Raw genomic sequence first — 24,060 nt, forward strand, 5'->3', positions numbered from 1 at the left:
TTTAGTGCGGCAGCCGAGAGGCGACTACGCTTTTCGGGCGGTCGAACCTGCGCTTCAGTGATCGATAAGCTGGGCTCGCTGCTTCCTTTCGTTGAATTAGAGGACGCCGAACGTGAATTCATTAACTGGGGGCTGCCTGTGCGGCAACCTGCGGATCGTGACGGCGGGGCAGCCTTATCGCGTCGGGATCTGTCATTGCCTGGACTGCCGCAAACATCATGGCGCGCTGTTCTATGCGGCTGCGGTGTTCCCGCAGGATGCGGTAACCGTCGAGGGCGATACGGCCGAATATGCCGGACGGCATTTCTGCCCGCGCTGTGGCTCGTCGGTTTTTTCCCGCCTCGCAGATGAAATCGAGGTGCATCTCGGCGCCCTGGATGCACCCGACCAACTGAGGCCGACCTACGAATGCTGGACCGTGCGCCGCGAAGGCTGGTTGCCAGCGTTTCCGCTCAACCGGCGCTACCAGCACGATCGCGACGACTCCAGCCGCTTCGAATGAGCGTCATTGCCCGCTGGCGATCAGCGGCTGCTCGGTCTTCTGCGTGTTCGGCAGCACGCGAATCGCGATGAATTTCGAAGTCGGCGTGTGGCTGCGGTCGCCAAAGCTCTCCAGCGGCACCAGCGGGTTGGTTTCCGGGTAATAGGCGGCGGCCTGGCCGAGCGGGGTGTCGTAGGCGAGCAGGGTGAAACCGCGCACGCGGCGCTCGATGCCATCGTCCCACAGCGAGAGCAGATCGACCTGCTGCCCGGCTTCCAGGCCCAGCCGCTGGATGTCGGCGGGATTGACGAACACCACATCGCGCATGCCTTTCACCCCACGATAGCGATCATCCAGACCATAGAGCGTGGTGTTGTACTGATCGTGGGAGCGCAGCGTCTGCAGGATCAGGTCGGCCTCCACGCCGTCGTGGCGGGCCTGCTCGGGTAGCAGATCGGCCGGCAACGGGTGCGCCTTGAACTCGGCTCGGCCGCTGGCCGTATTCCATTCGCGCCGGGCAGCGTTGTTGCCGAGGTAGAAGCCACCAGGACGGTGCAGGCGGTGGTCGAAGCCGGCGAAACCCGGGATGGTCGCCGCGATTAGCTCGCGGATACGGGCGTAGTCCTCCACCAGCCAGAGCCAGTCCACCGGGCGCTTGCCCAGCGTGGCGGCGGCGATGCCGGCGACGATGGCTGGCTCCGAACGCATCTCGGCGGACGCGGGCTCGAGCTGGCCGCGCGAGGCGTGGATCATGCTGAACGAATCTTCCACAGTGACTGCCTGCGGGCCGCAGGCCTGGCGGTCGATGTCGGTGCGACCGAGGCAAGGCAGGATCAGCGCGTCGCGGCCCATGGTCAGGTGGCTGCGGTTGAGCTTGGTGCTGATCTGTACGGTCAGCGCGCAGTTGCGCAGCGCCTGCTGGGAGCGCGGGGTGTCCGGCGTGGCCTGGGCGAAGTTGCCGCCCAGACCGATGAATACCTTGACCTGCCCGGCGAGCATGGCCTGGATGCATTCCACGGTGTTGTAGCCGTGCTGGCGCGGCATCGGCAGGTCGAACTGGCGTTGCAGTGCGTCGAGCAGCGCAAGCGGCGGCCGCTCGTTGATGCCCATGGTGCGGTCGCCCTGTACGTTGCTGTGGCCGCGCACTGGGCAGGCGCCGGTACCGGGCTTGCCGATGTTGCCGCGCAACAGCAGCAGGTTGGCGATCTCCTGGATGGTCGCCACCGAGTGACGGTGCTGGGTGATACCCATCGCCCAGCAGACGATGGCCCTTTCGGCGTTGCGGTAGATCGCGGCGGCGTGGCGAATGGTTTCGCGGCCGAGCCCCGACTGCTGCTCGATCAGCGCCCAGGGCGTGGCTTCGACCTCGGCCAGATAGGCGTCCAGTCCGTGGCTGTGCTCAGCCAGAAACGCGTGATCGAACACCGCCGGCGCGCCGCTGCCCTGGGCTTCCTGCTCCCATTGCAGCAGGTACTTGGCGATGCCGCGCAGCACCGCGAGATCGCCACCGAGATTGGGCCGCAAGTAGGCGCTGTGAGTCGGCGCGTCCTGGTTGGCGAGCATCTCGATGGGCTTCTGCGGGTGCTGGAAGCGTTCCAGCCCGCGCTCGCGCAATGGATTGAAGCAGACCACCTGAGCGCCGCGCTCCACAGCCTGACGCAATGGTTCGAGCATGCGCGGATGGTTGGTGCCGGGGTTCTGGCCGAGGACGAAGATCGCATCGGCGTGATCGAAATCCTCCAGCGTCACCGTGCCCTTGCCGACGCCGATGGATTCGGTCAGGGCGACGCCGCTGGCCTCGTGGCACATGTTCGAGCAGTCGGGAAAATTGTTGGTGCCGAAGCTGCGACCGAACAGCTGGTAGAGATAGGCCGCTTCGTTGCTGGCCCGACCGGAAGTGTAGAAGGCTGCCTGGTGCGGGCTGTCCAGGCCGTTCAGGTGATGGGCGATCAGCGCAAAGGCATCGTCCCAGCTGATCGGCAGGTAGCGGTCGCTGGCGGCGTCGTAACGGACCGGTTCGCTCAGGCGGCCCTGGTATTCGAGCCAGTAATCACTCTGCTCGCGTAACTGGCTGACGCTGTGGCGGGCGAAGAAGGCGGCATCCACCAGACGCCGCGTCGCTTCCCAGTTCACTGCCTTGGCGCCGTTTTCGCAGAACTTCACCGCACCGGCCTCCGGCGAATCACCCCAGGCGCAGCCGGGGCAGTCGAAGCCGCCGTTCTGGTTGGTGCGCAGCATCGCGCGGATGTTCTTCAGCGCGTTGCCGCTGCCGAGCCAGGCGCTGGCCACGCTGCGCAGCGCGCCCCAGCCGCCTGCCGGGCCGGCGTAGGGCTGGAAACGGGTGGCGGGATGGAAGCGGGACGTGCGGCTCATGGTTGGCATCCGTTCTGTTCGGGCAGCGCAGGTGCCGGGCTGTAGACCCGTGGCGCGCTGTGGTGGGGCAGGTGAATGAGGTTGAGGTGATGCCGACGCGCCCACTCGACGGTCAGGTGGGTCGGCGCGGACAGACTGACCAGCGTGCCGATGCCGGCGCGCACGGCCTTGTGGATCAGCTCCAGGCTGCAGCGGCTGGTGACCACGACGAAGCCTTCGCTCGCGGTACGGCGCTGCAGCGTCAGCGCACCGATCAGCTTGTCCAGGGCGTTGTGCCGGCCGATGTCCTCGCGGCACAGGGCGATCTCTCCGTTGCCGTCGACATACAGTGCCGCGTGCAGTGCACCGCTGTCGCGAGCCAGCAGCTGGGCGTTGGCGATGCGCTGGCGCAGATCGTGGAAATGCCCTTCGGGCGGCAGATCGATTGGCGAAAGTGGTGCGAGCTGCGGCAATGCCTGCTCCAGCGCCTGCACACCGCACAGACCACAACCGCTGTGGCCGGCCAACTGCCGCCGTTGCTGCTTGATGTGCCAGAACGCCCGCGGGCTTACCTGCACTTCGGCATGCTGCGCACTGCCATCGCCCCGCAAACGCAAGTCGCGTAGATCATCGATGCGCTCGATCAAGCCGGCGCTCAGGCTGAAGCCGATAACGAAGTCTTCCAGATCCAGCGGCGTCACCATCATCACGGCCTGATTGAGGCCGTTGTAGCTGATGGCCAGGGCGCATTCGTCAGCCAAGGGCGCCGCGCCGAGATCCGGAGCGTTGGCGCTTGGGGCATTGAGGGTGGCGTATTGCATGGCGATGGCCTGTGACAGGTCGACGCAGGGAGCCTAGGAGCGCAGGGATGGATCGTCCAATCGCTATGTTCGATAGGGTGATCGAGCGTATCGATCGCCCGTCAGGTGATGTCGTTTTTTTGCCGCTGCAACAGTTCGCGGGCCTCGTTGAAACAGGCCTCGCCCAGTGCGGATCGCGGCGAGTCGCGCCGCAGGATCAGCCCCAGCGGCGCCAGAGTGCTGGCATTGTCGATAGGCGTCAGCGTCAGCCGGCTATCCAGTGCTTCGAGGCCGCTATCCAGCGGCATGATTGCGCAACACAGTCCGGCCCCTACGGCCTGCAGCAGATGGTGCACGGCATCCGTCTGCAGCCGCGGTGCCAGGCTCAGGCCACGGCTACGCAGTGCGTGGTCGATGGACTGGCGAAAGTGCATGCCGCCGGTCAAAAGACCTAGCGGAAGATCGGCGAGCGCTTCCCAGCGCAGCGATGGCGCGTCGAAGCGAAAATGGCGCTCGTCATGCAACAGCCCCATGCGGGTTCCGCCGAGCGGCAGGCTGGTGAAGTGCGCGTCATCCAGCCGCTCCAGATAGGACAGGCCCAGGTCCAGCAGATTGCGATTGAGCCGTTCGAGAATCTGATCGCTGCTCAACGCGAACAACTCGAAGCGCAGATTCGGGTGGCGCTCGCCGAAGGCCTGCACCAATTGCATCGGGTCGAAACCGGCCAGCGGCACCACGCCCAGGCGCAAGGTGCCGACCAGCTGGCCACGGCAGGAGGCGGCTTCGGCCAGCAGACCGTCCTGTGCGGCGAGCAGGCTGCGCGCCCAGGCCAGGATGCGTTCGCCTTCGGCGGTGAAGCCTTCGAAGCGCTGGCTGCGGATTACCAGTTGCAGGCCGAGTTCGTCTTCCAGGCCGCGCAGGCGCATCGACAGCGTCGGCTGGGTGACATGGCAGCGCGCCGCCGCCTGACCAAAATGACGTGTTTCATCCAGCGCCACGAGAAACTTCAGCTGCTTGATATCCATGCCCGCTCGCCTCGAAGGTAATGCGGACGGCACCTTAGCACGCCGTCAGGGGGCGTCGAACAGCGGCTGCAGCCCGCTGGGCACCACGCCGGTCCAGCGTTTGAAGGCGCGGCGGAAGTTGGTGGTGTCGTTGAAGCCGAGGTGCCGCGCCACGGCCTCATTGCCGAGGCCGCGGGCCTGATAGAGGTAGAGCGCGACGTGCGTGCGCACCAGATCGAGCTGTTCCTGAAAGTGCGTGCCGTGCTTGGCCAGCTTGCGCTTGAGCGTCGCCGGGCTCATGGCGAACGCCAGCGCGACGCGCTCCAGGTTCAGCGGCTCGCGGATGTTGTCATGCAGGTATTGGTAGAACGCATCGAGAAACGCACAGGGGCCTTCCAGCGCATCGATCTGCTGCTGGCTGGCCTGCTGCGCGACCTGGCCTACCGTGGCCGAAGCATCCGGCCAGGGCTGATGCAGGTACTCGCGAGGCAGGCTGAGCAGGGTCAGGTGGCGGTCGAACTGCAGCGCGTCACCCAGGTGCACCCAGTACTGCTCGACATGGCGCGGCTGCGGGTAGGCGAACTGGAAGCGCCACGGCAGGCGCAGACCGCTGCCGCGCTTGCACAGCGCGACGATGGCGGTCAGATGCGCCTCGATGAGAAACCGTTGGTGGCGGCCGGCGCTGCCGTTGTCCAGCCAGTAGATGTGCAGCTGCTGTTCATCCAGCAGCAGCCTTGGCGCCAGCAGCGGGCAGAGCAGGGCGCGGAACTGGCAAAGCCGCTCCAGCGCCTGTTCGAGGTTGCCGGCGTTGGCCAAGGCAAGGCTGGCATCGCCGTAGTGCCCGGGCAGCAAGCGCTGGCCGAACAGAAAGCTGCTGTCCGCAGCACCTAACAAGCGTTCGGTGTTGCCGATGAGCGTCAGCAGCTGCTCCGGGCTGACGCGGGCGCGGCCGCTGGCGACGTCCTCGTAGAACAGCCCGCTGCCGCGCAGCAGCGCATGGCTGTCGATACCGCGCGAGAGCGCCAGATCGAGCAACACCGCCGGCTGGTGGTGCGCGGCGATGAAGCGGGTGTCCCATTCGTACCAGCGTAGCGGGCTTTCCATGGTCGCCTCAGGCGCAGCGTGGCAGTGACTGCTTGGCCTTGGCCAAACCGAGGTTGAGGCGTTTGAGCAACTGCTCGGCATCGTCGTCGAAGGCCATTACCACTGCGGTACTGGCGCGCAGATGCAGGCGTTCGCCGTGCTGGCGCGTCTTGTGCGCGAGGCTGGCGACGGCGGTCTGCAACTCCTCGGCGAGCGGCCGCGCCTGTTGCTCGGCGGTATCGGGCAGCAGCACGACGAAGCGATCCCCGGCGAGGCGGCAGAGCAGGTCCTGATGGCGCAGGTTGAGCACCAGCAACTGCGCCACGGCCTGCAACACGAGGTCGCCTTCTTCCTGGCCGTAGCGCTGGTTGACCCGACTGAACTCGTCGAGATCCACCGCCAGCAGCGACAGCGGCCTTTGCCCGTCGGCGGCCTGGCGCAGGGCCGAGTCCAATTGCCGACGCAGGTACTCGGCAGTGCCAAGCGGGGTCAGGTTGTCGAACAGGCGATGCTCGCGAAACAGTCGCTCGCGCTTGTGCATCTGCGCGTTGATGGCGCGCTGTTCCTGGTTCAGGTGGTAGATGCCGAAGGTCAGCAGGATCAGGCCGACCGGCATGGGCGCGGTTTCCAGCCAATTGTCCCAGGCGATGTTGGCGGGGATCTGGATGAACTCATCGAGCAGGTCCATCCACCAGGAAAAGCAGATGCAGGCCAGCCCCAGCGCCAGCAACCGCGTCACCCGGCCGGCCGGGCGGCTGTGCAGCAGCATGATCAGCCAGGCGAGGGCGAGGGCGGCGCAACCGCCTTCGCCGACCACGTCCATCCAGTCGATCTCGCCCCAGGATTTGAGCTGGCCGACGGCGAGGAGCAGCTGCAGGCCGACGTTGGCGGCCAGGGCGAGGCCGAGGAGGGTGAGGGTGTGGAGTTTGAGGAGGGATTTCATCGGGTCTCCGTGGCGAGGATTCGCGCCAGTGCGTGAGGGCACGGAAACAGATGGATGTGACGGTTGGATGAATGGGGTGGGGGTTGAATTGGCTCAGGGGGTTTTTAATCTTTTGGGGCGTCAGACGAATTAGGGAGTTGCTTGATAGCTGGGTTTCGCCCTGCTGGGCGACCTACTTTTTCCAGTCGCGGAAAAAGTAGGCAAAAACGCTTGCCCCTGCATCCGGCCCCGGCTGCGCCGGGGTTCGTTCTCTACGCCGCCGTTCCGAGGGTCGCCGTACAAGGGCCATCCATGGCCCTTTACGGCTCTCGCGGCATCCATGCCGCTCGCCCTCTGCACGACGGCTCCGTTCACCCTTCTGAAGGGGCGATTGGATGTCGCCTGGGAGGCAGTGCAAGCAGAACAATGAGCGGTCCTACGAGCATAAGAGCCGTGCTTTGGAGCTCTGCGTTACGTAGGTGAAGCATTTCTAGGCGCTGTCCACCCCAAAGGGGGTAGCTCTGCATGTACTTGCACAGACCACCAGGCAATACCGAATGCCCCTTTCAGGAGGCCGAATGGAATCGTTGCGTAGGGGAGCGAGCGGCATGGATGCCGCGAGAGAACTAGGCGTCCCCCCGTAAAGGGCCATGGATGGCCCTTGCACGGTGACCCTCGGAGAAGCGGTGGAATGAGGGAAGTCTCGCGTAGCGAGACCCGGATGTAGGGGCAAGACTTTTTGGTTCCTTTTGGCGGGGCCGGCCATCCGGGCGACTGCCAAAAGGAACTCGCGCAGCAGCGCGAAACAGATGGATCGGACCTCCCGAAAAATGGGTTGGTCCCCACAACTTGATCCCAGCGTGTCTGAGATAGGCAACTCGTATCCATACCGCTAAAAACAGGTCATATCAGCTCAATCCCGCTCGCAAAATCCCCGAAAACCCCCTGTTCCAAGCCCTCCCCGAACCTCCTGTCACAGAACCGCCATATCCCCCACCTACCGTCCGCTGCAGTTCCGGGATGGACCCGGTAAACACCGTTCGGGGGATTGTTCATGAGCACATACCGCAGCGGCATCCGCCATGCAGGATTCCGCATCAGCCTGCTGGCCCTGGCCGTCAGCGCCGGTTCGGCGTGGGCCGAGGGGCCGCTTGTCATGGAGCACGTCGAAGTCATCGGCCAGGCGGTCAGCATCGACGAAGCACTGAAGGACCAGCGCAATTCCGACAGCGTGAAGAGCGTGGTGCATGCAGACGGCATCGGCCAGCTGCCGGACGACAACGCCGCCGAGGCGCTGCAGCGCATTCCGGGCATCTCGGTCGAGCGCGACCAAGGCGAAGGGCGTTTCGTCAGCGTGCGCGGCATCGCGCCGGATCTGAATAGCGTCACCATCAACGGCACCCTGGTCCCATCGCCGGAGAGCGATCGCCGTGCCGTGGCGCTCGACGTGCTGCCATCGGAGCTTGTGCAGTCGCTGTCGGTGGTCAAGACGCTGACGCCGGACATGGATGCCAATTCCCTGGGCGGCACCATCGAGGTACAGAGCCTGTCGGCCTTCGACCATGACGGGCTGTTCTACAGCCTCAGCGGCGAGGGCAGCTATGACGACAACGTCGACAAGACCAGCCCGAAATTCTCCGGCGCCATCAGCGACCGCTTCAGCCTGGGCGATGGCGTCGACAACTTCGGTGTCGCCGCAGCCGTCAGCTGGCAGGAGCGCGACTTCGGCTCGGACAACGTCGAGACCGGCGGCAAGTGGGACTTCGCCGACGACGGCGCGCGGCTGGAAGAACTCGAGCAGCGCGACTACGAGATCACCCGCGAGCGCACCGGCTTCGGGCTGAACTTCGACTACAAGCCGGACGATGTCAGCAGCTACTACCTGCGCACGCTATACAGCCGCTTCAAGGACACTGAAACGCGTAACGCCGCCGGTGTCGCCTTCGAGGATTCGCAGCTGCCGGGCGAGACCGGTGACGCCGAGGGCTGGCGCGAGCTGAAGTCCCGCGAGGACACCCAGACCGTGCAGTCCTACGTGTTCGGTGGTGAACGCATGATGGGCCTGTGGACCCTGAGCGGGCAGGCCGGTTACAGCCAGTCGCGCGAGCGCAATCCGGGCGGTATCGCCAGCGCGACCTTCGAGGGCGATTTCGCCGATGCCGGCTTTTCCAGCAGCCGCAAGCCGCGCCTGACGATCGATTCGTCCTTCTACGACCCGGCGTCCTTCGAGCTGGATGAAGTGGAGTGGGAGAAAAGCGACACCCGCGACCGCGAGAAGAACATCCGCGTGGACCTGGCGCGCGAGTACGACATCCAGGGTTACGCCGCGCAGGCCAAGTTCGGCGGCAAGCTCAGCCGCCGGCACAAGGACAACGATAACGAGGTCTGGAAATACGACGATTTCGACGACCTGACCCTGGCCGACTTCCAGGGCGGGAACGTCGACTATGCGCTCGGCCGCTTCGGCCCGGGCATCAGCGCCTCGGCCATCGAGGGCGCGATTGGCGGTCTGGATGCCAGCGAGTTCTACGATGAGGAGGAGTCGCGCATCAATGACTTCGACATGCACGAGGACATCAACGCCGCCTACCTGATGAACACCGTGGATATCGACCGCTGGCGCGTCATCGCCGGCCTGCGCTACGAGGACACGCGCTTCCGCGCCAAGGGCACCGGCCTGCGCGACGACCAATTCGAGTCCATCTCCAGCAGCAACGACTACCACCACTGGCTGCCCGGCCTGCACCTGCGCTACCAGCTGACCGACGACACGCTGATCCGCGCCGCCTGGACCAACAGCGTGGTGCGCCCGACCTTCGGCCAGCTGGCGCCCGGTTTCGTCATCGACGGCAACGACGCCGAGTTCGGCAACCCCGATCTCAAGCCGCTGGAATCGATCAACTACGACCTCGGCATCGAGCACTACATGGGCCGCGCCGGCGTGGTGTCCGCCTACCTGTTCTACAAGGACATCGACAACTTCATCTATAACACCGACCTGGCCGGCACCGGTCAGTGGGCAGGGTTCGACGAAGCGCTGAGCTTCCAGAACGGCAGCAGCGCGAAACTCTACGGCCTGGAGCTGGCCTACTCGCAGAAGCTCGACTGGCTGCCGGCGCCGTGGAACGGTCTGTTGCTGGGCGCCAACGCCACCTTCAGCCAGTCCGACGCGGACATCGAAGGGCAGGGCATGCAGCGCAGCATTGACCTGCCAAACCACTCCGACACGGTCGGCAACCTGATGCTCGGCTGGGAAAACGACCGGCTCAACCTGCGGCTGGCTGCGAACTACAAGTCGGACTACCTCTACGAGGTGGCCGGCATCGACGACGAGGCGCACGACCTGTACGTCGACGATCAGCTGTTCGTCGATTTCAAGGCGGGCTACTTCATCACGCCGAGCCTGCAGCTGACCTTCGAGGCGCTGAACCTGACGGACGAGTCCTACTACGTCTACAGCGGCCGCCGCGCCTACAACGCCCAGTACGAAGAGTACGGCCCGACCTACAAGCTCGGCCTGACCCTCACCCACTTCTGACCCCATGCCGCTCCGGTGCCCGCCGTTCCCCTTTACGGTCGGGCGCCGGCAGGCGGCAGCCTGAATGGATACACCATGAACGCATTACCCAAAACCATGCTGCTCGGCCTGTGCATCGCATTGGCGGCCTGCCAGTCCACGCAACCAGATACACCGGCGAAGTCGGCCCAGCTGAACATCAGCGAACCGCTGCTGGCCGGCCTCGAGTACGCCCAGCTGGTAAGCGGCGACACCCCCTGGGGCGGTGCCGACCGTGTGCAGGTCGATGACCAGGGCCTGCAGCTGCTGGATGCCGCCGGTAACAGCCTGGCGCGCCACGCCGGGCGCTTCGAAGGACTGGACCATCGCGTCGACCGCCAGGGCCTGCTGCTCGCCACGGTCGAGCGCAAGCGCCAGCAGGCGATGCTGATCGGCCTGAATGCCGCGCGTGCCTGGAGCCAGCCGCTGTACCTGCCACGCACCGCATTCGCCATCGAGGGGCTGTGCCTGTACCGCGACAGCGCGCACAACGACTTCGTGTTTCTGCTCGGTGAGGAGGGCGTCGGCGAGCAATGGCTGGTCGGCAGTCAGGGCCGCCTGCTCGGTGAGGCGCGGCGGGTGCGCGGGCTCAGCCTGCCGCCGCAAAGCGCCTTCTGCCAGACGGACGATGCCAGTGGGCAGCTCTATGTCAACGAGGAGTCCGTCGGCTTTTGGCGTTACCCGGCCGACGCCGAGGCGCCGTTGCAGCGCGAGCCGGTCGATTTGCGCCAGCCTTTCGGCAGCCTGGCCCATGCCGCAGCGGGCATGACGTTGGTGCCGGGCGGACTGCTGGCGCTCGATCCCGAAGCCTCGGTGCTGCATCTGTACCGGCAGAACGAAGCCGGCTGGCAAGCCGATGAGGTCATCGCACTGGACGGTTTCGACGAACCGGAACGCATCAGCGCGCGCCGCGGTGCCGAGGGCGTCGAGCTGCTGCTGGCGGACGAACGTGGCCTGCAGTCGGCCCGTCTGGACTGGCAGCCGACCGCGCTGTCGCAGCCCGAGCCGATCGTCAGCCTGCCGGCCGCAGTTGAGACCGGCCCGGTGCCGAGTCTGGGTGATGCCGCCGATGATCCGGCGATCTGGGTCCATCCGCGCGATCCGGCGCAGAGCCGCGTGCTTGGCACCGACAAGAAGGGCGGGCTGGTGGTGTACGACCTGGACGGCCGTCAGGTGCAGGACCTGCGCGCCGGCCGGCTGAACAACGTCGATGTGCGCAGCGGCTTCCGCCTCGGCAGCAAGCGCGTGGACCTGGCCGTGGCCAGCAATCGCGATCACAACAGCCTGCACCTGTTCGCCATCGACCGGGCGAGCGGGGTGCTCCGCGATGTCGGTGAGGTCGCCACGCCGCTGAGCGAAATCTATGGCCTGTGCATGTTTCAGGATCGCCAGGGCACTACCTACGCCATCGCCAACGACAAGGACGGCACCTTCCTGCAGTACCGCCTCGATGGAAGCTCCGGCCAGCCGCGTGGCGAGCTGGTGCGGCGCTTCAAGCTGGACAGTCAGCCCGAGGGCTGCGTGGCCGACGACCGCAGCGAGCGGCTGTTCGTCGGTGAGGAAGACGTCGCGGTGTGGGCGGTCGATGCCCGCGCCGAAGTGCCGGGAATGCCGGAACAGGTCATCGGTGTCGGCGGGCCGGTCTACGACGACATCGAAGGTCTGGCCATCTACCACGGCGAGCGCGGTGACTACCTGGTGATTTCCAGCCAGGGCAACGACAGCTACGTGGTGCTCGATGCCCAGGCCCCCTACGCCGTGCGCGGCGCCTTCCGCATCGGCCTGAACGCCGAGCGCGGCATCGACGGAGCGTCCGAGACCGATGGGCTGGAAGTCACCTCGGCCAACCTCGGCGGCATCTGGAACCGCGGAATGCTGGTGGTGCAGGACGGCCGCAAGCGCATGCCCGAGGGCACGCAGAACTACAAGTACCTGCCCTGGTCGGCGATCGCCGATGCGCTGGGGCTGGACTGACGTCATCGCCCGCTAACCGACCCGCCATCCAATAGCAGCTGCCCCAGTCGGGGCAGGAGGAAACGATTCATGCAAACGACTCTCGAGCACATGTCCATCTGGGGTTTGATCAGCGAAGCCAGCCTCGTGGTCCAGGCGGTGATGATGATTCTGGTCCTGGCCTCGGTTTCGAGCTGGTACCTGATCATCCGTCGCAGTGTGGCGTTGCGCAGCGCCGAACGCCTGCAGCGCGGCTTCCTGCAGCGCTTCCGGCAGGGCGGCGATCTTGCCCAGCTCTATCGCGAAGGCCAGGCGCAGCCGTTGCCGGACGAGGCCGCGCTGCAGCGCATCTTCCTCGCCGGTTACGGCGAGTTCGCCCAGCTGCAACGCCAGCCGGGGATCGCGCCGGATGTGGTGGCGCAGGGTGTCGAGCGCAGCCTGTACGTGGCTGTCGCCGAACAGGAGGAGCGTCTGGAGAAGGGCCTGCAGTTTCTCGCTACGGTCGGCTCGGTCAGCCCTTACATCGGCCTGTTCGGCACCGTGTGGGGAATCATGAATTCCTTCCTCGGCCTGTCGCAGGTGCAACAGGCGACGCTCTCGACCGTCGCGCCGGGCATCGCCGAAGCGCTGATCGCCACGGCCATCGGCCTGTTCGCGGCGATTCCCGCGGTGATGGCCTACAACCGCTTCGCTGCCCGTGGGCAGACGTTGGTCGGCCGTTACTACGCCTTCGGCAACGAGCTACGGGCGCGTCTGCATCGGCGCCTGCATGCGGCTTCGCCTAACGTCGCCGCAGCCGCCTGAGGAGGACAGCCATGCTAGTCAGGCCACAGCACAAACACGGGCCCAAGGCGGAAATGAACGTGGTGCCCTACATCGACGTGATGCTGGTGCTGCTGGTGATCTTCATGGTCACAGCGCCGATGCTGGTGCAGGGCGTCAAGATCGAGCTGCCGAAGGTCGCGGCCGAAGCGCTGCCGGTGGAGAACGAGCGGCAGATCCTTACGCTCTCGGTAAAGGCCGATGGCGGCTTCTACTGGAACCTGGGCAGCGAGCTGGACATCGACAACCAGACCGACAGCGCCGTCGACCTGGCCGAGCTGCAGGCCAAGGTCGGCGCGATCATCGCCGAGCGCGGTGACACCCAGGTCTATGTCCGTGCCGACGAGGCGGCGGACTACGGTCGCGTGGTCGCCGGTATCGCCGAGCTGCAGCGCGGCGGGGTGGTCAACCTGGGGCTGATCACCGAGGCGCCGGCCGGAGCCGGGCAGCCGTGATGATGACCTTCAGCACGCCCGCCGCGTATGGCAGCGAAGTTGTCCCGCGACAGTGGATCGGTCCGGCCGGGGCTGCATTGCTGACCCTCGGGATGCACGCCGGACTGTTCGCGCTGTTGCTCGGCAGCTGGTCGCCAGCGCTGGAAATGCCGGTCGCCACCCAGGTGATGCAGACCCAGTTGATCAGCCTGCCGCCGCCGGCGCCAACCGAGAGCGCAGTGCCGGTCGAACCGCCCGTCGAGCCCGCGGTCGAACCGCCGCCGCGCGAGCCACAGGTCGATACCCACGCCCAGCAGCGACTCGAGCAGGCCGAGCTGGCCTTCAAGCGCGCCGAAGAGGAGCGCAAGGCCGAGCAGCTGAAGCAGCAGCGCGAGCAGTTGGAACGCCAGCGCGAACAGCAGCGTCAGCGCGACGAGCAACGCCGCCAGGAACAGGCACAGGAGCGGGAACGGATGGCTCAGGAAGAGGCACGGTTGCAGGCGGCGCGCGAAGCCGAGGCAACGGCACGCGCGGAAGCGGCTGAGCGCGCGCGACAGGCTGCTGCGGCCGAAGCGGCCAGCCGGCAGTACCTGCCGATTGCCAAGAAGCCGCCGGTCTACCCGCAACGGGCGCTGGACTCCGGGCTTCAGGGTTCCTGCACGGTCAGCTACACGGTTGATGTGCAGGGTCGCGTGCGCTCGCCCGAAGTGGTCGGCGACTGCCATCCGCTGTTCATCCGCCCATCACTCACCGCCGCCAAGAGCTTTCGCTACCAGCCGCGCATCGTCGAAGGCCGCGCGGTTGCCGTGCCCGACGTAAAGAACACCTTCCATTACCGCATCGAATGATGCCGTTACGACTCAGGAACCGTTTTCGATGAAACAGGATTTCACCGATTTTCACGCGAGCGTGGGCGCTCATGACGACCAACCGGTCAATCCGAGCGGCAACGTGCCGCTGCAGCAGGCGATCGATCAGCGCCGGCGCGGGCTGCTCAAGGGTGGGCTCGGCCTGGCCGGCATCGCCTTTCTCGGCGGCGGGATGGCCGGCGCGCGAGCCGCAACCCGGGGCGATTCGCTGCTCGGCTTCGAAGGTATCCCGACCCAGCTCGACCCGCATTTCGACCGTGTCGAGGTGGCGCCGGGCTACAGCGCCCGGGTGTTCTTCTCCTGGGGCGATCCGGTGCATGCCGACGCACCCGAGTGGCAGTCGGATGCCAGCGACGATTGGCAAGCCCAGCTCAGGCAGGCCGGCGACAACCATGACGGCATGCATTTCTTCCCGTTCCCCGACGCGCCCGACAGCCGCGGCCTGCTGGCCATCAACCACGAGTACGTCAACCCGACGCTGCATCCAGAAGGCATCGCAGTGGTCGATGGCCGCCGCCCGCTGGAACAGGTGCGCAAGGAGCAGGCGGCCCATGGCCTGAGTGTCATCGAGGTGCGCAAGGATGCGCAGGGTGAATGGCAGCGGGTGATGGATTCACCCTACAACCGCCGCATTTCCGGCATGACGCCGATGGCCATTGCCGGGCCGCTGGCCGGCCATGCAGCGATGCAGACCATGGACGACCCGGAAGGAAACACGGTGCTCGGCACGCTGAACAACTGCTCCAGCGGCTTCACGCCCTGGGGCACCTATCTGGTCTGCGAGGAGAACTGGCACAACTACTTCGTCAACCACGACGCCGACGACCTTGCCGCGCGCGTCTCGCACAACCGCTACGGCATCGCCGGCAGCGGCATGAGCAAGCTCTACGGCTGGGGCACGGTCGATCCGCGTTTCGATGCCACGCCGCAGGCAGGCCAACCCCATGGCGGCTTCGTCAACGAGCCGCACCGGTTCGGCTGGGTGGTGGAGGTCGATCCGTTCGACCCGCAGAGCGCGCCGGTCAAGCGCACCGCCTTCGGCCGCTACTGCCGCGAGTGCTCGGTGCTGTCGCTGGGCGAGGACGGGCGCATGGCGTTCTACTCGGGCGACGACACCAAGGGCGAGTACGTCTACAAGTTCGTTCCCAGCGGCCGTTTCGTGCCCGGTGCGGACGCGGCCAACCGCCGCTTGCTGGATGAGGGCACCTTGTATGTCGCGCGTTTCGATGCCGACGGCAGTGGCCAGTGGCTGGCGCTGGTGCACGGCGAGCATGGCCTGACCGCGGAAAACGGCTTCCCCAGCCAGGCCGAGGTGCTGCTCAACGCCCGCGCCGCCGCCGACCGCGCCGGCGCGACGCCGATGGACCGGCCGGAGTGGGTCGCGGTGCATCCCGATACCCGCGAGGTCTACGTCACCCTGACCAACAATGACGCGCGCGGCACCAAGCAGCCGCTGGACAAGGCCAATCCGCGACCGAACAACCTGCACGGGCAGATCCTGCGCTGGCAGGAGGAGGGCGGCGACCCGACGGCGACCCGTTTCCTGTGGGAAGTCTTCCTGCTCGCCGGCGAGCGTCGCGGAGCGCGCGATGCCCAGGGCCAGCCGGTTGCCGCCAACCTGATCGGCACGATCGACGGCGACTGCTTTTCCTCGCCGGACGGGCTGGCCTTCGATCGTGACGGGCGCTTGTGGATCGAAACCGATTTCGACGATGACGAATCGGTGATGCAGGCCATGGGCACCAATCAGCTGCTCTGCGCCGACCCGAAAACGCGCGAGGTGCGGCGTTTCCTGGTCGGGCCACGGGGCTGCGAGATCACCGGTATCACCTGGAGCCCGGACTACCGTGCCATGTGGATCAACGTGCAGCACCCGGGGCTGAGCTTTCCGGCCAGCGACGGCCAGTCACGCCCGCGCTCGTCCACGGTGCTGATCACCAAGGACGACGGCGGTGTGATCGGCAGCTGACGATCGTGCCGGCGCCGTCTGGTCAGGGCGCCATCTGTTCAGGAGGTGCCACGCAGCTGCTCGATGGAATCGAGCAGTTGGTCCTGGGTGAAGGGCTTGGCCAGTCGCTGCAGCGGCAGGGCCGGAGTGGCCGATGGCAGTTCGGCATAGCCGGACACCAGCAGGATCGGCAGCTCCGGCCGGCTTGCCCGTACCTCGGCAGCCAGTTGCGCGCCGCTCATCAGCGGCATGGCGTGGTCGGTGACGAGCATGTCGATCTGTGCCACCTGCAGCAGCTCCAGCGCCTGCGCAGCGGAGCGGGCCGTCAAGACGTGGTGGCCGGCGGCTTCCAGCATGCCGGCGGTGCCGAACAGCACCAGCTCGTCATCATCCACGGCCAGCACGGACAGCGGACGCGTGGTCCTGCGCGGGAGGTCATGCGGTGACGGGCTGCGAGTCGGTTCCACGGCTGGCTCGTCCTCCAGTGCCGGCAGCCAGATCTGCGCGGTGGTGCCGGCGCCCGGGCTGCTGCGCAGCACCAGCCGCCCGCCGGACTGCTCGGCCAGGCCATGCACCATCGACAGACCGAGACCGGTGCCCTTGCCGACGCCCTTGGTGGTGAAGAACGGCTCGACCGCGCGCTTGAGCGTCGTTTCGTCCATGCCGGTGCCGCTGTCGCTGACATTCAGGCGAACGTAGCGCCCGGCTGCGAGGCCGTGCTGCTCGCCGTGCAGCGTCACCTGTTCGGCGACGATGAGGATGCGGCCCTCGCCAGCCATGGCGTCGCGCGCGTTGGCGGCAAGGTTGAGCAGGGCGGTTTCCAGCTGGTTGGGATCGGTCTTGACCCGCGCCAGTCGCTGCGGCAGCTCCACCTCCAGCTGGATGGTCGGACCGAGCGAGCTGAGCAGCAGTGCCTGCATACCTTCGATCAACTGGCGCAGATCGATCGGCGTCTTGTGCAGTTCCTGCTTGCGCGCGAACGAGAGCATGCGTGCCGTGAGCGAGGCGCCGCGTTCGGCACCAGCGCGAGCGTTGTCCACCAGGCGCAGCAGGACCGGATCGGCCGGCATGCGCCGACGCAGCAGCTCCAGGCTGCCGAGCACGGCCATGAGCAGATTGTTGAAGTCGTGGGCGATGCCGCCGGTGAGGTTGCCCAGCGCTTCCATCTTGTGCAGCTGTTGCAGCGTCTGCTCGGCGGCGACGCGCTCGCTGATATCCAGCGCCTCCGGGACCAGGGCGACGACAGTACCGTCGTCACCCAGCACCGGGCGCATGGAGAAGTCGAACGTGCGCGTGCCGCCCGGCATGTTCAGTGTCATGGTGCCGTGCTCGGTGGCGCCGGCAGCGACGCGCAGGGTCATTGCCTTCATCGCTTCCTGCATGCCGGGGGTGGCACTGAACCAGGGCGAGTCCCAGAACGGCGTGCCCGCCAGCTGATGGAAGCGTGCGTCGATGCCGGCCAGTGCCGTGGCGTTGACGTAGAGAATCGAGCCGTCCGGTGCGAGCATCGCCTTGTACAGGTGCGAGGTTTCCAGCACCGCACGGATGTTCGCCTCGCTGCGTGCCAGCGCCGCCGTGCGCTCGGCGACCTTGGCTTCGAGCTGTTCCAGGAAGCACTGCTCGCGCTGCCGGACCGCCGCAGCGGAGCGCACACGCTCGATGTGCGCCCAGGAGCGATCGGTGACTTCTCTGAGCAGGGCCAGCTCGCAGGCGCTCCATACGCGGGGCACGCGGTCGTGAATGGCCATCAGCGCGGTCAACCGGCCTTCCTTGACCAGTGGCAAACAGATGGTGGCGGCAATATCGAGCTGCTGAAAGGTGGCAGCCTCGTCCGGTGGCAGCTGCGCACAGTGATCGTCGACGATGAAGGCTTCACCGCCACGCAGTCTGGTTACTGCCAGTTTGCCGAATGCCTCCAACCGATAGCGTCCGACGATGCTGGTGCAGCCGGGCGCGGCCCAGTCGCCGCGGATGGTGAAGCCGTCCTGGTCCGGGTCCATGTCGGCGTAGGCGCAGCTGGACAGGCCCAGATGCTCGCCGAGCATGCGTGTAGTGGTGGTCAGGATGGCGTCGGCGTCGACGCTGCGGGCGGTTTCCTTGGCCAGGGCATCGAGAAAGCGCAGGCGCTGTTCGTTCTCGCGCAGGGCCTGTTCGGCCTCGGCGCGCTCGGTCACGTCATAGCCTTCGACGAAGGTCCCGGCAACATTGCCATTCGCATCGGTCACCGGCTGGAAGACGAAATCCAGCAGGCGCTCTTCCTCGGCCTCTCCCTGGATGCGCTGCAGCCCGACGCGAATACCGGTGCCGACAAAGGCCGTGCCGCTGCGATAGACCCGGTCGAGAATATCGATGAAGCCCTGGCGCTCGACTTCCGGCAGCGCTTCGCGAACCGGCTTGCCGATGACGTCACGTTCGCCCACCACGCGCAGATAGGCAGGGTTGGCCATCTCGAAGACATGTTCCGGGCCGCGCAACATCGCCATCAGCCCGGGTGCCTGTTCGAACATCTGTTGCAGGCGCGCCTGCTGGCCCTGCAGCTCTCGTTCGGCCATTACCCGTTCGGTGGTTTCCACCACCATGGCGATGACGCCGGCCGGCTGCGCCTGATCATCGAACACCGGCGAGTAGTCCAGATTCATCCAGGCACGTTCAGGCCGGCCGTTGCGGTACAGCACCAGCTCCTGGTCCTTGTACGAAAGCGTGCCGCCCGCCAAGCCGACCTTCATCACGTTGTCGTTGAACTCGGCGACCTCCGGCCAGCCTTCGCGCACTTCCGAGCCCAGCAATTGCGGGTGCCGGCTGCCGGCGAACCCGGAGTAGGCGTCGTTATAGATCATGATGCCGCGCTCGCCCCAGAGCAGCACGATGGGCGTTGGCGAAAGCAGCAGCATGGCCGTGACGGTCTTCAGGTTCGACGGCCACTCAGCCAGAGGCCCCAGCGTGGTTTGCGACCAGTCGAAGCGGCGAATCAGCGCGCCGAGCTCGCCGCCGGCGGGGAGGAATGCGTGGTTCGAGTCGTCAGGCGAGAGGTGTGCTGCTGGGTCCATCAGTAGCGATCCGTATCCGGTGTGAAGGCAGGGCAGGGTGGTTCATACGAGAGCTGGTTCAGCTCGGACAACCGATTGCCCGGGAAGTCGTGCCGGCGAGGCAGGAGGTTGATGGTGCCATTCGCTGCAGTTCGTCCTTGCAGCGGCCAGGGTACAGGGAAAAACCCGTACCATATCAACGATATGCAATGCTCACGGTGATTTCCGATGTTTTCTGCCGTCAAGCGCTACAGGGCCCTGGTTGCCGGGGTGCTGCAGCGCTGTTTTCCACGTACTTCGGCCCATCTGCGCGAAGAGGACGAGTTGTTGTTTCGTCGCTGGGGCAGTGCGCCCGGCAAGACGAACACGGCTGCGGCCGCCAAGCGCAAGGGCAAACCTGCAGCCAAGGCCAAGCCGAAGAGCAAGTCGGAGGGGCCGGCTCGCGCTGCCGGCAAGCCGCGCAGGACGGCAGCGCAGGGGATCTACGCAGCGGCACAACTGAAGGTGGATGACGCCAAGGTTCAGGCGATGCGCGACCGCGTCGAGCAGGCGGTGGCTGCCGGGATCATCAGCGCGCCGTCGGAGGAGCAGTGGGCGATGATCCTCAGCCGCAGCCCGGTGACGCGCGTCTTTGCCGGTGCCGGTTCCGGCAAATCCACCACCTTGCTGCTGCGGGTGGTGTTCATGCTCTGTCACATGGGCGTCGAACCCGGGCGGCTGACCGTGATTTCCTTTACCAATGCCTCCTGCACGCAGCTGCGCGAACAGCTGGTGCGGGTGCTGGGCTTCTGGCAGGTGCCATTCGATGCGCAGCAGGCGCGCCAGTGCGTGCGCACCTTCCACTCGGCCATGGCGCAGCTGGCGCGTGAGGTGCTGGAGCGGCCGGTGTGGTTCGAGCAGCTGGACGACAAGACCGCCGCGGCCGACGAACCGGACAACCTGCTGGCCGCCGCGCGCCTGCGCCCGGCGCAAACGCGTTTGCTCAAACAGGCCTATCAGCAGTGCTACGCCGAACAGGCGACATTCCGCGAACAGGTGCACCGCCTGCTCGATCTGCCCGTGCCGCCGGCCGAAACCGAGCAGGGCAAGCGCGCCGCGCCGAAAGCGCCAGGCGATACCTTCACCCTGGCCGGCGAGTTCACGCCGCTGCCGCTGTACGAGGCCTTCCATGCCCAGGCGGGCTTTATCGAGAGCATCGGCATTCGCATTGATCAGCTGCAGCCAGGCAAGCTGCAGTGCGCGGCGCGCGAACGGGATTTCGTCGAAGCGCTGGTGAGCTTCCATGGCTACTTCAGGGCCGCGCTGCGTGAGCAGGGGCTGATGACCTTCAATGAGGCCTTTCAACAGCTCACCGAGCGTTTGGGCTCGGGCACGGATGTGCCCCAGGCCAGCCTTGCGCCGTTCGAGCACCTGCTGATCGATGAATTCCAGGACATTTCCCCGCAGATCGTCCAATGGCTGCAGGCCTTGCACCGCCAGCTGGCGCGCCAGAAGGCCGGCCCGAGCCTGATGGCCATCGGTGACGACTGGCAGTCGATCTACGGCTGGCGCGGCAGTTCGCCGGAGTTGTTCATGGAATTCGACAAGTACTTTCCGCGGCGCGGCGCCAAGGGCAGCGAGACGCTGCTGCTGGAAACCAACTACCGCTCCATCGAACCGGTGATTCGCGATGGCGAGGCGGTGCTGGCCGGCGTGCAGTTCAAGCAGGCCAAGACCAGCCGGCCATGCAAACCGACGCAGCCCGGCGACCACGGGGTAAAGCTGATCACCGGTTTCGAGCTGAACAAGGGCCTGCCGAAGTTGATCGAGGCGATCACCTCGCAGTGCGCCCATGTGGCCGAACGGCAAAGCCGCGAACGCACCGCGGTGCTGCTGCTCAGCCGGCGCAACGAGCCGCTGCGCACCATTCAGGCGCAGCTGGACCGCAAGCTGCCGGTCAAGGCCTACACCATCCATCGCGCCAAGGGGTTGCAGGCCGAGGTGGCAATCATCGTCGACGACTGCGCTCCAGTGCAGCCACACCCGTTGCGTAACGCGCTGTATGCCTACTCGGGTTTCTTCCGCAACAGCTACGACCAGGCCATGGCCGATGAGAGTTTGCGCCTGGGCTATGTGGCAATCACCCGCGGCGTCAGCCGGGTGTTCTGGTATACGCGCAAGGCCCAGGGCGCCACCGAGCGCCTGGCACGGCGTGGCTAGGGCTCAGCGCAACAGCAACACGACGACTGTCACCGCCAGCAGCAGTGACAGGCCTTTCCAGAACAGCAGCGGGTTGCGCTCCAGCAGCGGCGGGCGGGCGCGGTTGAGAAACGCCGGGTTGGGCTGGCGCAGCTCGAAGACGAACTCCGACAGCTCGGCATAGCGCCGCGCCGGATCGGGATGCAGCGCCTTGCCCAGCACTTCGTCAATCCATGCCGGGATATCGCGCTGCGCATGGCGCAGCGGCTGATAGCAGAGGCGTTTCTGCGCTGCAGTGGTGCGTGCCCTGGCGACGTCGGCGCCGTAGGGCAAGCGACCGCTGAGCAGCTGATAGGCGATCACCGCCAGCGAATACTGATCCGAACGCGGCGTGCCGGCCTCGCCGAGGAAGTATTCCGGTGCGGTATAGGCCGCGGTGCCGAGCAGGTTGTCCTGCGTGCCCGGTGCGTTGCGTTCGGCGAGCCCGGCGACGCGGGTCGAGCCGAAATCGATGATCTTCAGCGTGCCGGTGGCGTCGATCATCAGGTTCTGCGGGCGCAAGTCCTGATGCAGCATCTCCAGGCGGTGGAAGGCGCGCACGCCGCGGGCGATCTGCTCGACGATGCCGCGCACGGTTTCCAGGTCCGGCTGTGGGTGGTCGAGCATCCATTGCGCCAGCGTCTGGCCGTCGATGAATTCGCTCACGGTGTACAGGTAGCGGCGCTGCCGCGGCGGCGGGCAGGCCTTGACCACGTGGGGATTGTCGAGGCGCCGGGCGATCCACTCTTCCAGCAGGAAGCGCTCCAGATAGGCGGGGTCGCCACGCAGATCGAGCGAGGGCGTCTTCAGCACCACGGTGGCGCCGCTGGCTTCGTCGACGGCCAGGTGCACATGGCTGCGGCTGCTGACGTGCAGCTCACGGACGATGCGATAGCCGTCGAACTGCATGCGCGGCTCCAGCAGTGGCGGCAGCGCCAGTTCGCCGAGCTGACGCTGCACGTCGTCGACGGCCTGCTCCGGCAGGCTGTCGATGCGCACTAGCTGCGCGGTGAGGTTGTCGTCGCTACCGTTGGCCAATGCCCGCTCGACGATCCGTCGCGCTGCCAGGTCGAGGTCGTTGCCATGCTCGGCAACGAGCTGCGCCACCTCCCGCGCGCCGATGTGCTCGTAGACGCCATCGGTGGCGAGCAGGAACAGATCGCCGACCGCCAGCGGCAGAGTGCGGTAGTCGATCTCCAGGTGCCGGTCGATGCCCAGCGCGCGGCCGAGGTAGCTGGTATCCGCCGACACGCGTACGCGGTGATCTTCGGTCAGCTGTTCAAGGCCGCCGTCGCGCAGTCGATAGATGCGCGCATCGCCGACGTGGAACAGGTGCGCGCTAGCGGACTTGAGCACCAGCGCGCTGAAGGTGCAGACATAGCCTCGGTCGCGGTCATAGCGGTGCGGGCTGTGGCGGGTCTGCGCATGCAGCCAGGAATTGATCGCCACCAGCACCCGATGCGCCGACTGCTTCACCGACCAGGCGTCGGAGGTGCAGAAGTAGTCGGAAAGAAAGCTCGCCACCGCGGTTTCGCTGGCGACATGGCTGACCTCACTGCTGCTGATGCCATCAGCCAGCGCGATAGCGATGCCCTTGCTTGCGAGCAGGGCGTTAGTGGGCACGCAGGCGCCGTGAAAGTCCTGGTTGGCCGGCTTGCACCCGCGGTCCGAGTGCTGGCCAAGGGAAATGGCGATTTGGCTGGGCATCTGCATCTGCGCGAAGGCCCCGGCACGCGTGCGCACCGGGGCCTTCCTTCGCTCCTGATCAGTAGGCGGCGCGCTTGGGGGCGGTGCGCACGTGGGTGGTGTAGAGCGTCAGGCCGGTGAAGGCCAGGCCGCCGACCAGGTTGCCCAGCGCGGTGGGGATCTCGTTCCAGAGCATGTAATCCATCACCGAGAAGTCGCCGCCCATGATCATCGCCGAGGGGAACAGAAACATGTTCACCACCGAATGCTCGAAGCCCATGAAGAAGAACAGCATGATCGGCATCCACATGGCGATGACCTTGCCGCTGACCGAGGTGGAGATCATCGCGCCGACTACGCCCATCGAGACCATCCAGTTGCAGAGCATGCCGCGCAGAAAGATGGTCGCCCAGCCCGCTGCACCGAACTCGGCGTAGCCCAGCGTGCGTGCCTCACCAATGTGCGAGATCTTCTCGCCGATCGGCCCCGGGTCGGTGGAAAAGCCCATGGTAAAGACGAAGGCCATCATGAAGGCGACCACCAGCGCACCGGCGAAGTTTCCGAGAAATACCCAGCCCCAGTTGCGCAGAATGCCATTCACGGTCACGCCAGGACGGCCGTCGAGCAGGGCCAGCGGGGTGAGCATGAATACCCCGGTGAGCAGGTCGAAGCCCATCAGGTAAAGCATGATGAAACCGACCGGAAACAGCATCGCGCCAACCAGCGGCGAGCCGGTCTGCACGGTCACGGCCACCGCGAACACCGCGGCGAGGGAAAGAATGGCGCCAGCCATGAAGGCGCGGATCAGTGTGTCGCGGGTGGACATGAAGATCTTCGATTCACCGGTGTCCACCATCTTGGTGACGAACTCGGAGGGGATGATGTAGGACATGGCGGGTTTCTCTCG

At 66.1% G+C, this 24,060-nt stretch carries 16 protein-coding genes; 8 read left to right on the forward strand and 8 right to left on the reverse strand.

All coding sequences use genetic code 11. The features are described 5' to 3' along the window. The first annotated feature begins 112 nt into the window (after window positions 1-112). A complete protein-coding gene (locus tag RT582_RS06960; protein ID WP_313476997.1) occupies window positions 113-502 on the forward strand; it encodes a GFA family protein in 390 nt (129 codons plus the stop codon). Between the two features lie 3 nt (window positions 503-505). Here RT582_RS06960 and RT582_RS06965 read toward each other — a convergent pair whose 3' ends face one another. From RT582_RS06965 to RT582_RS06985, 5 genes are all read right to left on the reverse strand, one after another. Then, window positions 506-2,854 carry an FdhF/YdeP family oxidoreductase gene (locus RT582_RS06965; protein ID WP_313476998.1) on the reverse strand — a complete coding sequence of 783 codons (2,349 nt, stop codon included), beginning with the start codon at window positions 2,852-2,854 and terminating at the stop codon, window positions 506-508. Next, entirely contained in the window at window positions 2,851-3,654 is an 804-nt protein-coding gene (fdhD, locus tag RT582_RS06970; protein ID WP_313476999.1) for a formate dehydrogenase accessory sulfurtransferase FdhD, read from the reverse strand. Before fdhD ends, RT582_RS06965 begins: the two co-directional genes overlap by 4 nt. Before the next feature lie 101 nt (window positions 3,655-3,755). Then, window positions 3,756-4,658, reverse strand: a complete 903-nt coding sequence (locus RT582_RS06975; RefSeq protein WP_313477000.1) for a LysR family transcriptional regulator — start codon at window positions 4,656-4,658, stop codon at window positions 3,756-3,758. A gap of 45 nt (window positions 4,659-4,703) precedes the next feature. Beyond that, on the reverse strand, window positions 4,704-5,741 hold the full coding sequence (locus tag RT582_RS06980) for an AraC family transcriptional regulator (RefSeq protein ID WP_278412658.1): 1,038 nt from the start codon (window positions 5,739-5,741) through the stop codon (window positions 4,704-4,706). Window positions 5,742-5,748: 7 nt separating this feature from the next. Next, window positions 5,749-6,663 carry a GGDEF domain-containing protein gene (locus RT582_RS06985; protein WP_313477001.1) on the reverse strand — a complete coding sequence of 305 codons (915 nt, stop codon included), beginning with the start codon at window positions 6,661-6,663 and terminating at the stop codon, window positions 5,749-5,751. Window positions 6,664-7,696: 1,033 nt separating this feature from the next. On the opposite strand from RT582_RS06985, the gene RT582_RS06990 reads away from it, so the two are divergent. From RT582_RS06990 to RT582_RS07015, 6 genes are all read left to right on the forward strand, one after another. After that, window positions 7,697-10,180: a TonB-dependent receptor gene (locus RT582_RS06990; RefSeq protein ID WP_313477002.1), complete on the forward strand. Its 2,484-nt coding sequence runs from the start codon at window positions 7,697-7,699 to the stop codon at window positions 10,178-10,180. A gap of 75 nt (window positions 10,181-10,255) precedes the next feature. After that, complete coding sequence (locus RT582_RS06995; RefSeq protein ID WP_313477003.1) at window positions 10,256-12,172, forward strand: phytase; 1,917 nt, start codon at window positions 10,256-10,258, stop codon at window positions 12,170-12,172. A 69-nt stretch (window positions 12,173-12,241) separates the two neighbouring features. After that, window positions 12,242-12,955 carry a protein TolQ gene (gene tolQ, locus RT582_RS07000; protein WP_313477004.1) on the forward strand — a complete coding sequence of 238 codons (714 nt, stop codon included), beginning with the start codon at window positions 12,242-12,244 and terminating at the stop codon, window positions 12,953-12,955. An 11-nt stretch (window positions 12,956-12,966) separates the two neighbouring features. Continuing rightward, window positions 12,967-13,428 carry a protein TolR gene (tolR, locus tag RT582_RS07005; protein WP_102841229.1) on the forward strand — a complete coding sequence of 154 codons (462 nt, stop codon included), beginning with the start codon at window positions 12,967-12,969 and terminating at the stop codon, window positions 13,426-13,428. Then, entirely contained in the window at window positions 13,428-14,255 is an 828-nt protein-coding gene (locus tag RT582_RS07010; RefSeq protein ID WP_090519823.1) for an energy transducer TonB, read from the forward strand. The genes tolR and RT582_RS07010 overlap by 1 nt, the downstream gene beginning before the upstream one ends. A gap of 28 nt (window positions 14,256-14,283) precedes the next feature. Continuing rightward, window positions 14,284-16,245: a PhoX family protein gene (locus RT582_RS07015; protein ID WP_313477005.1), complete on the forward strand. Its 1,962-nt coding sequence runs from the start codon at window positions 14,284-14,286 to the stop codon at window positions 16,243-16,245. Window positions 16,246-16,283: 38 nt separating this feature from the next. Here RT582_RS07015 and RT582_RS07020 read toward each other — a convergent pair whose 3' ends face one another. Further along, the gene (locus RT582_RS07020) at window positions 16,284-19,271 is read right to left on the reverse strand and encodes a PAS domain-containing protein (protein WP_313477006.1); all 2,988 of its coding nucleotides are present in this window, start codon (window positions 19,269-19,271) and stop codon (window positions 16,284-16,286) included. Between the two features lie 207 nt (window positions 19,272-19,478). Between RT582_RS07020 and RT582_RS07025 the strand changes: the two genes are divergently transcribed. After that, window positions 19,479-21,449 carry a DEAD/DEAH box helicase gene (locus tag RT582_RS07025; RefSeq protein ID WP_312169486.1) on the forward strand — a complete coding sequence of 657 codons (1,971 nt, stop codon included), beginning with the start codon at window positions 19,479-19,481 and terminating at the stop codon, window positions 21,447-21,449. A 3-nt stretch (window positions 21,450-21,452) separates the two neighbouring features. Here the strand turns inward: RT582_RS07025 and RT582_RS07030 are convergent, their stop codons facing one another. Both RT582_RS07030 and RT582_RS07035 read right to left on the reverse strand, forming a co-directional pair. Then, the gene (locus RT582_RS07030) at window positions 21,453-23,174 is read right to left on the reverse strand and encodes a bifunctional protein-serine/threonine kinase/phosphatase (protein WP_312169720.1); all 1,722 of its coding nucleotides are present in this window, start codon (window positions 23,172-23,174) and stop codon (window positions 21,453-21,455) included. A gap of 58 nt (window positions 23,175-23,232) precedes the next feature. Beyond that, entirely contained in the window at window positions 23,233-24,045 is an 813-nt protein-coding gene (locus RT582_RS07035; protein ID WP_312169488.1) for a formate/nitrite transporter family protein, read from the reverse strand. Between the last annotated feature and the right edge of the window lie 15 nt (window positions 24,046-24,060).

Source organism: Stutzerimonas kunmingensis (assembly GCF_032106285.1).
Taxonomy (GTDB): domain Bacteria; phylum Pseudomonadota; class Gammaproteobacteria; order Pseudomonadales; family Pseudomonadaceae; genus Stutzerimonas; species Stutzerimonas kunmingensis_B.

Excerpts from the sequence above, each read along its gene's own strand:
- fdhD (WP_313476999.1), bottom strand. The coding sequence starts at position 3,654 with ATGCAATACGCCACCCTCAATGCCCCAAGCGCCAACGCTCCGGATCTC.
- RT582_RS06995 (WP_313477003.1), top strand. The coding sequence starts at position 10,256 with ATGAACGCATTACCCAAAACCATGCTGCTCGGCCTGTGCATCGCATTG.
- RT582_RS06965 (WP_313476998.1), bottom strand. The coding sequence starts at position 2,854 with ATGAGCCGCACGTCCCGCTTCCATCCCGCCACCCGTTTCCAGCCCTAC.
- RT582_RS07010 (WP_090519823.1), top strand. The coding sequence starts at position 13,428 with ATGATGACCTTCAGCACGCCCGCCGCGTATGGCAGCGAAGTTGTCCCG.
- tolQ (WP_313477004.1), top strand. The coding sequence starts at position 12,242 with ATGCAAACGACTCTCGAGCACATGTCCATCTGGGGTTTGATCAGCGAA.
- RT582_RS06980 (WP_278412658.1), bottom strand. The coding sequence starts at position 5,741 with ATGGAAAGCCCGCTACGCTGGTACGAATGGGACACCCGCTTCATCGCC.
- RT582_RS06985 (WP_313477001.1), bottom strand. The coding sequence starts at position 6,663 with ATGAAATCCCTCCTCAAACTCCACACCCTCACCCTCCTCGGCCTCGCC.
- RT582_RS07025 (WP_312169486.1), top strand. The coding sequence starts at position 19,479 with ATGTTTTCTGCCGTCAAGCGCTACAGGGCCCTGGTTGCCGGGGTGCTG.
- RT582_RS07020 (WP_313477006.1), bottom strand. The coding sequence starts at position 19,271 with ATGGACCCAGCAGCACACCTCTCGCCTGACGACTCGAACCACGCATTC.
- RT582_RS07015 (WP_313477005.1), top strand. The coding sequence starts at position 14,284 with ATGAAACAGGATTTCACCGATTTTCACGCGAGCGTGGGCGCTCATGAC.
- RT582_RS06990 (WP_313477002.1), top strand. The coding sequence starts at position 7,697 with ATGAGCACATACCGCAGCGGCATCCGCCATGCAGGATTCCGCATCAGC.
- RT582_RS07030 (WP_312169720.1), bottom strand. The coding sequence starts at position 23,174 with ATGCCCAGCCAAATCGCCATTTCCCTTGGCCAGCACTCGGACCGCGGG.
- RT582_RS06975 (WP_313477000.1), bottom strand. The coding sequence starts at position 4,658 with ATGGATATCAAGCAGCTGAAGTTTCTCGTGGCGCTGGATGAAACACGT.
- RT582_RS07035 (WP_312169488.1), bottom strand. The coding sequence starts at position 24,045 with ATGTCCTACATCATCCCCTCCGAGTTCGTCACCAAGATGGTGGACACC.
- tolR (WP_102841229.1), top strand. The coding sequence starts at position 12,967 with ATGCTAGTCAGGCCACAGCACAAACACGGGCCCAAGGCGGAAATGAAC.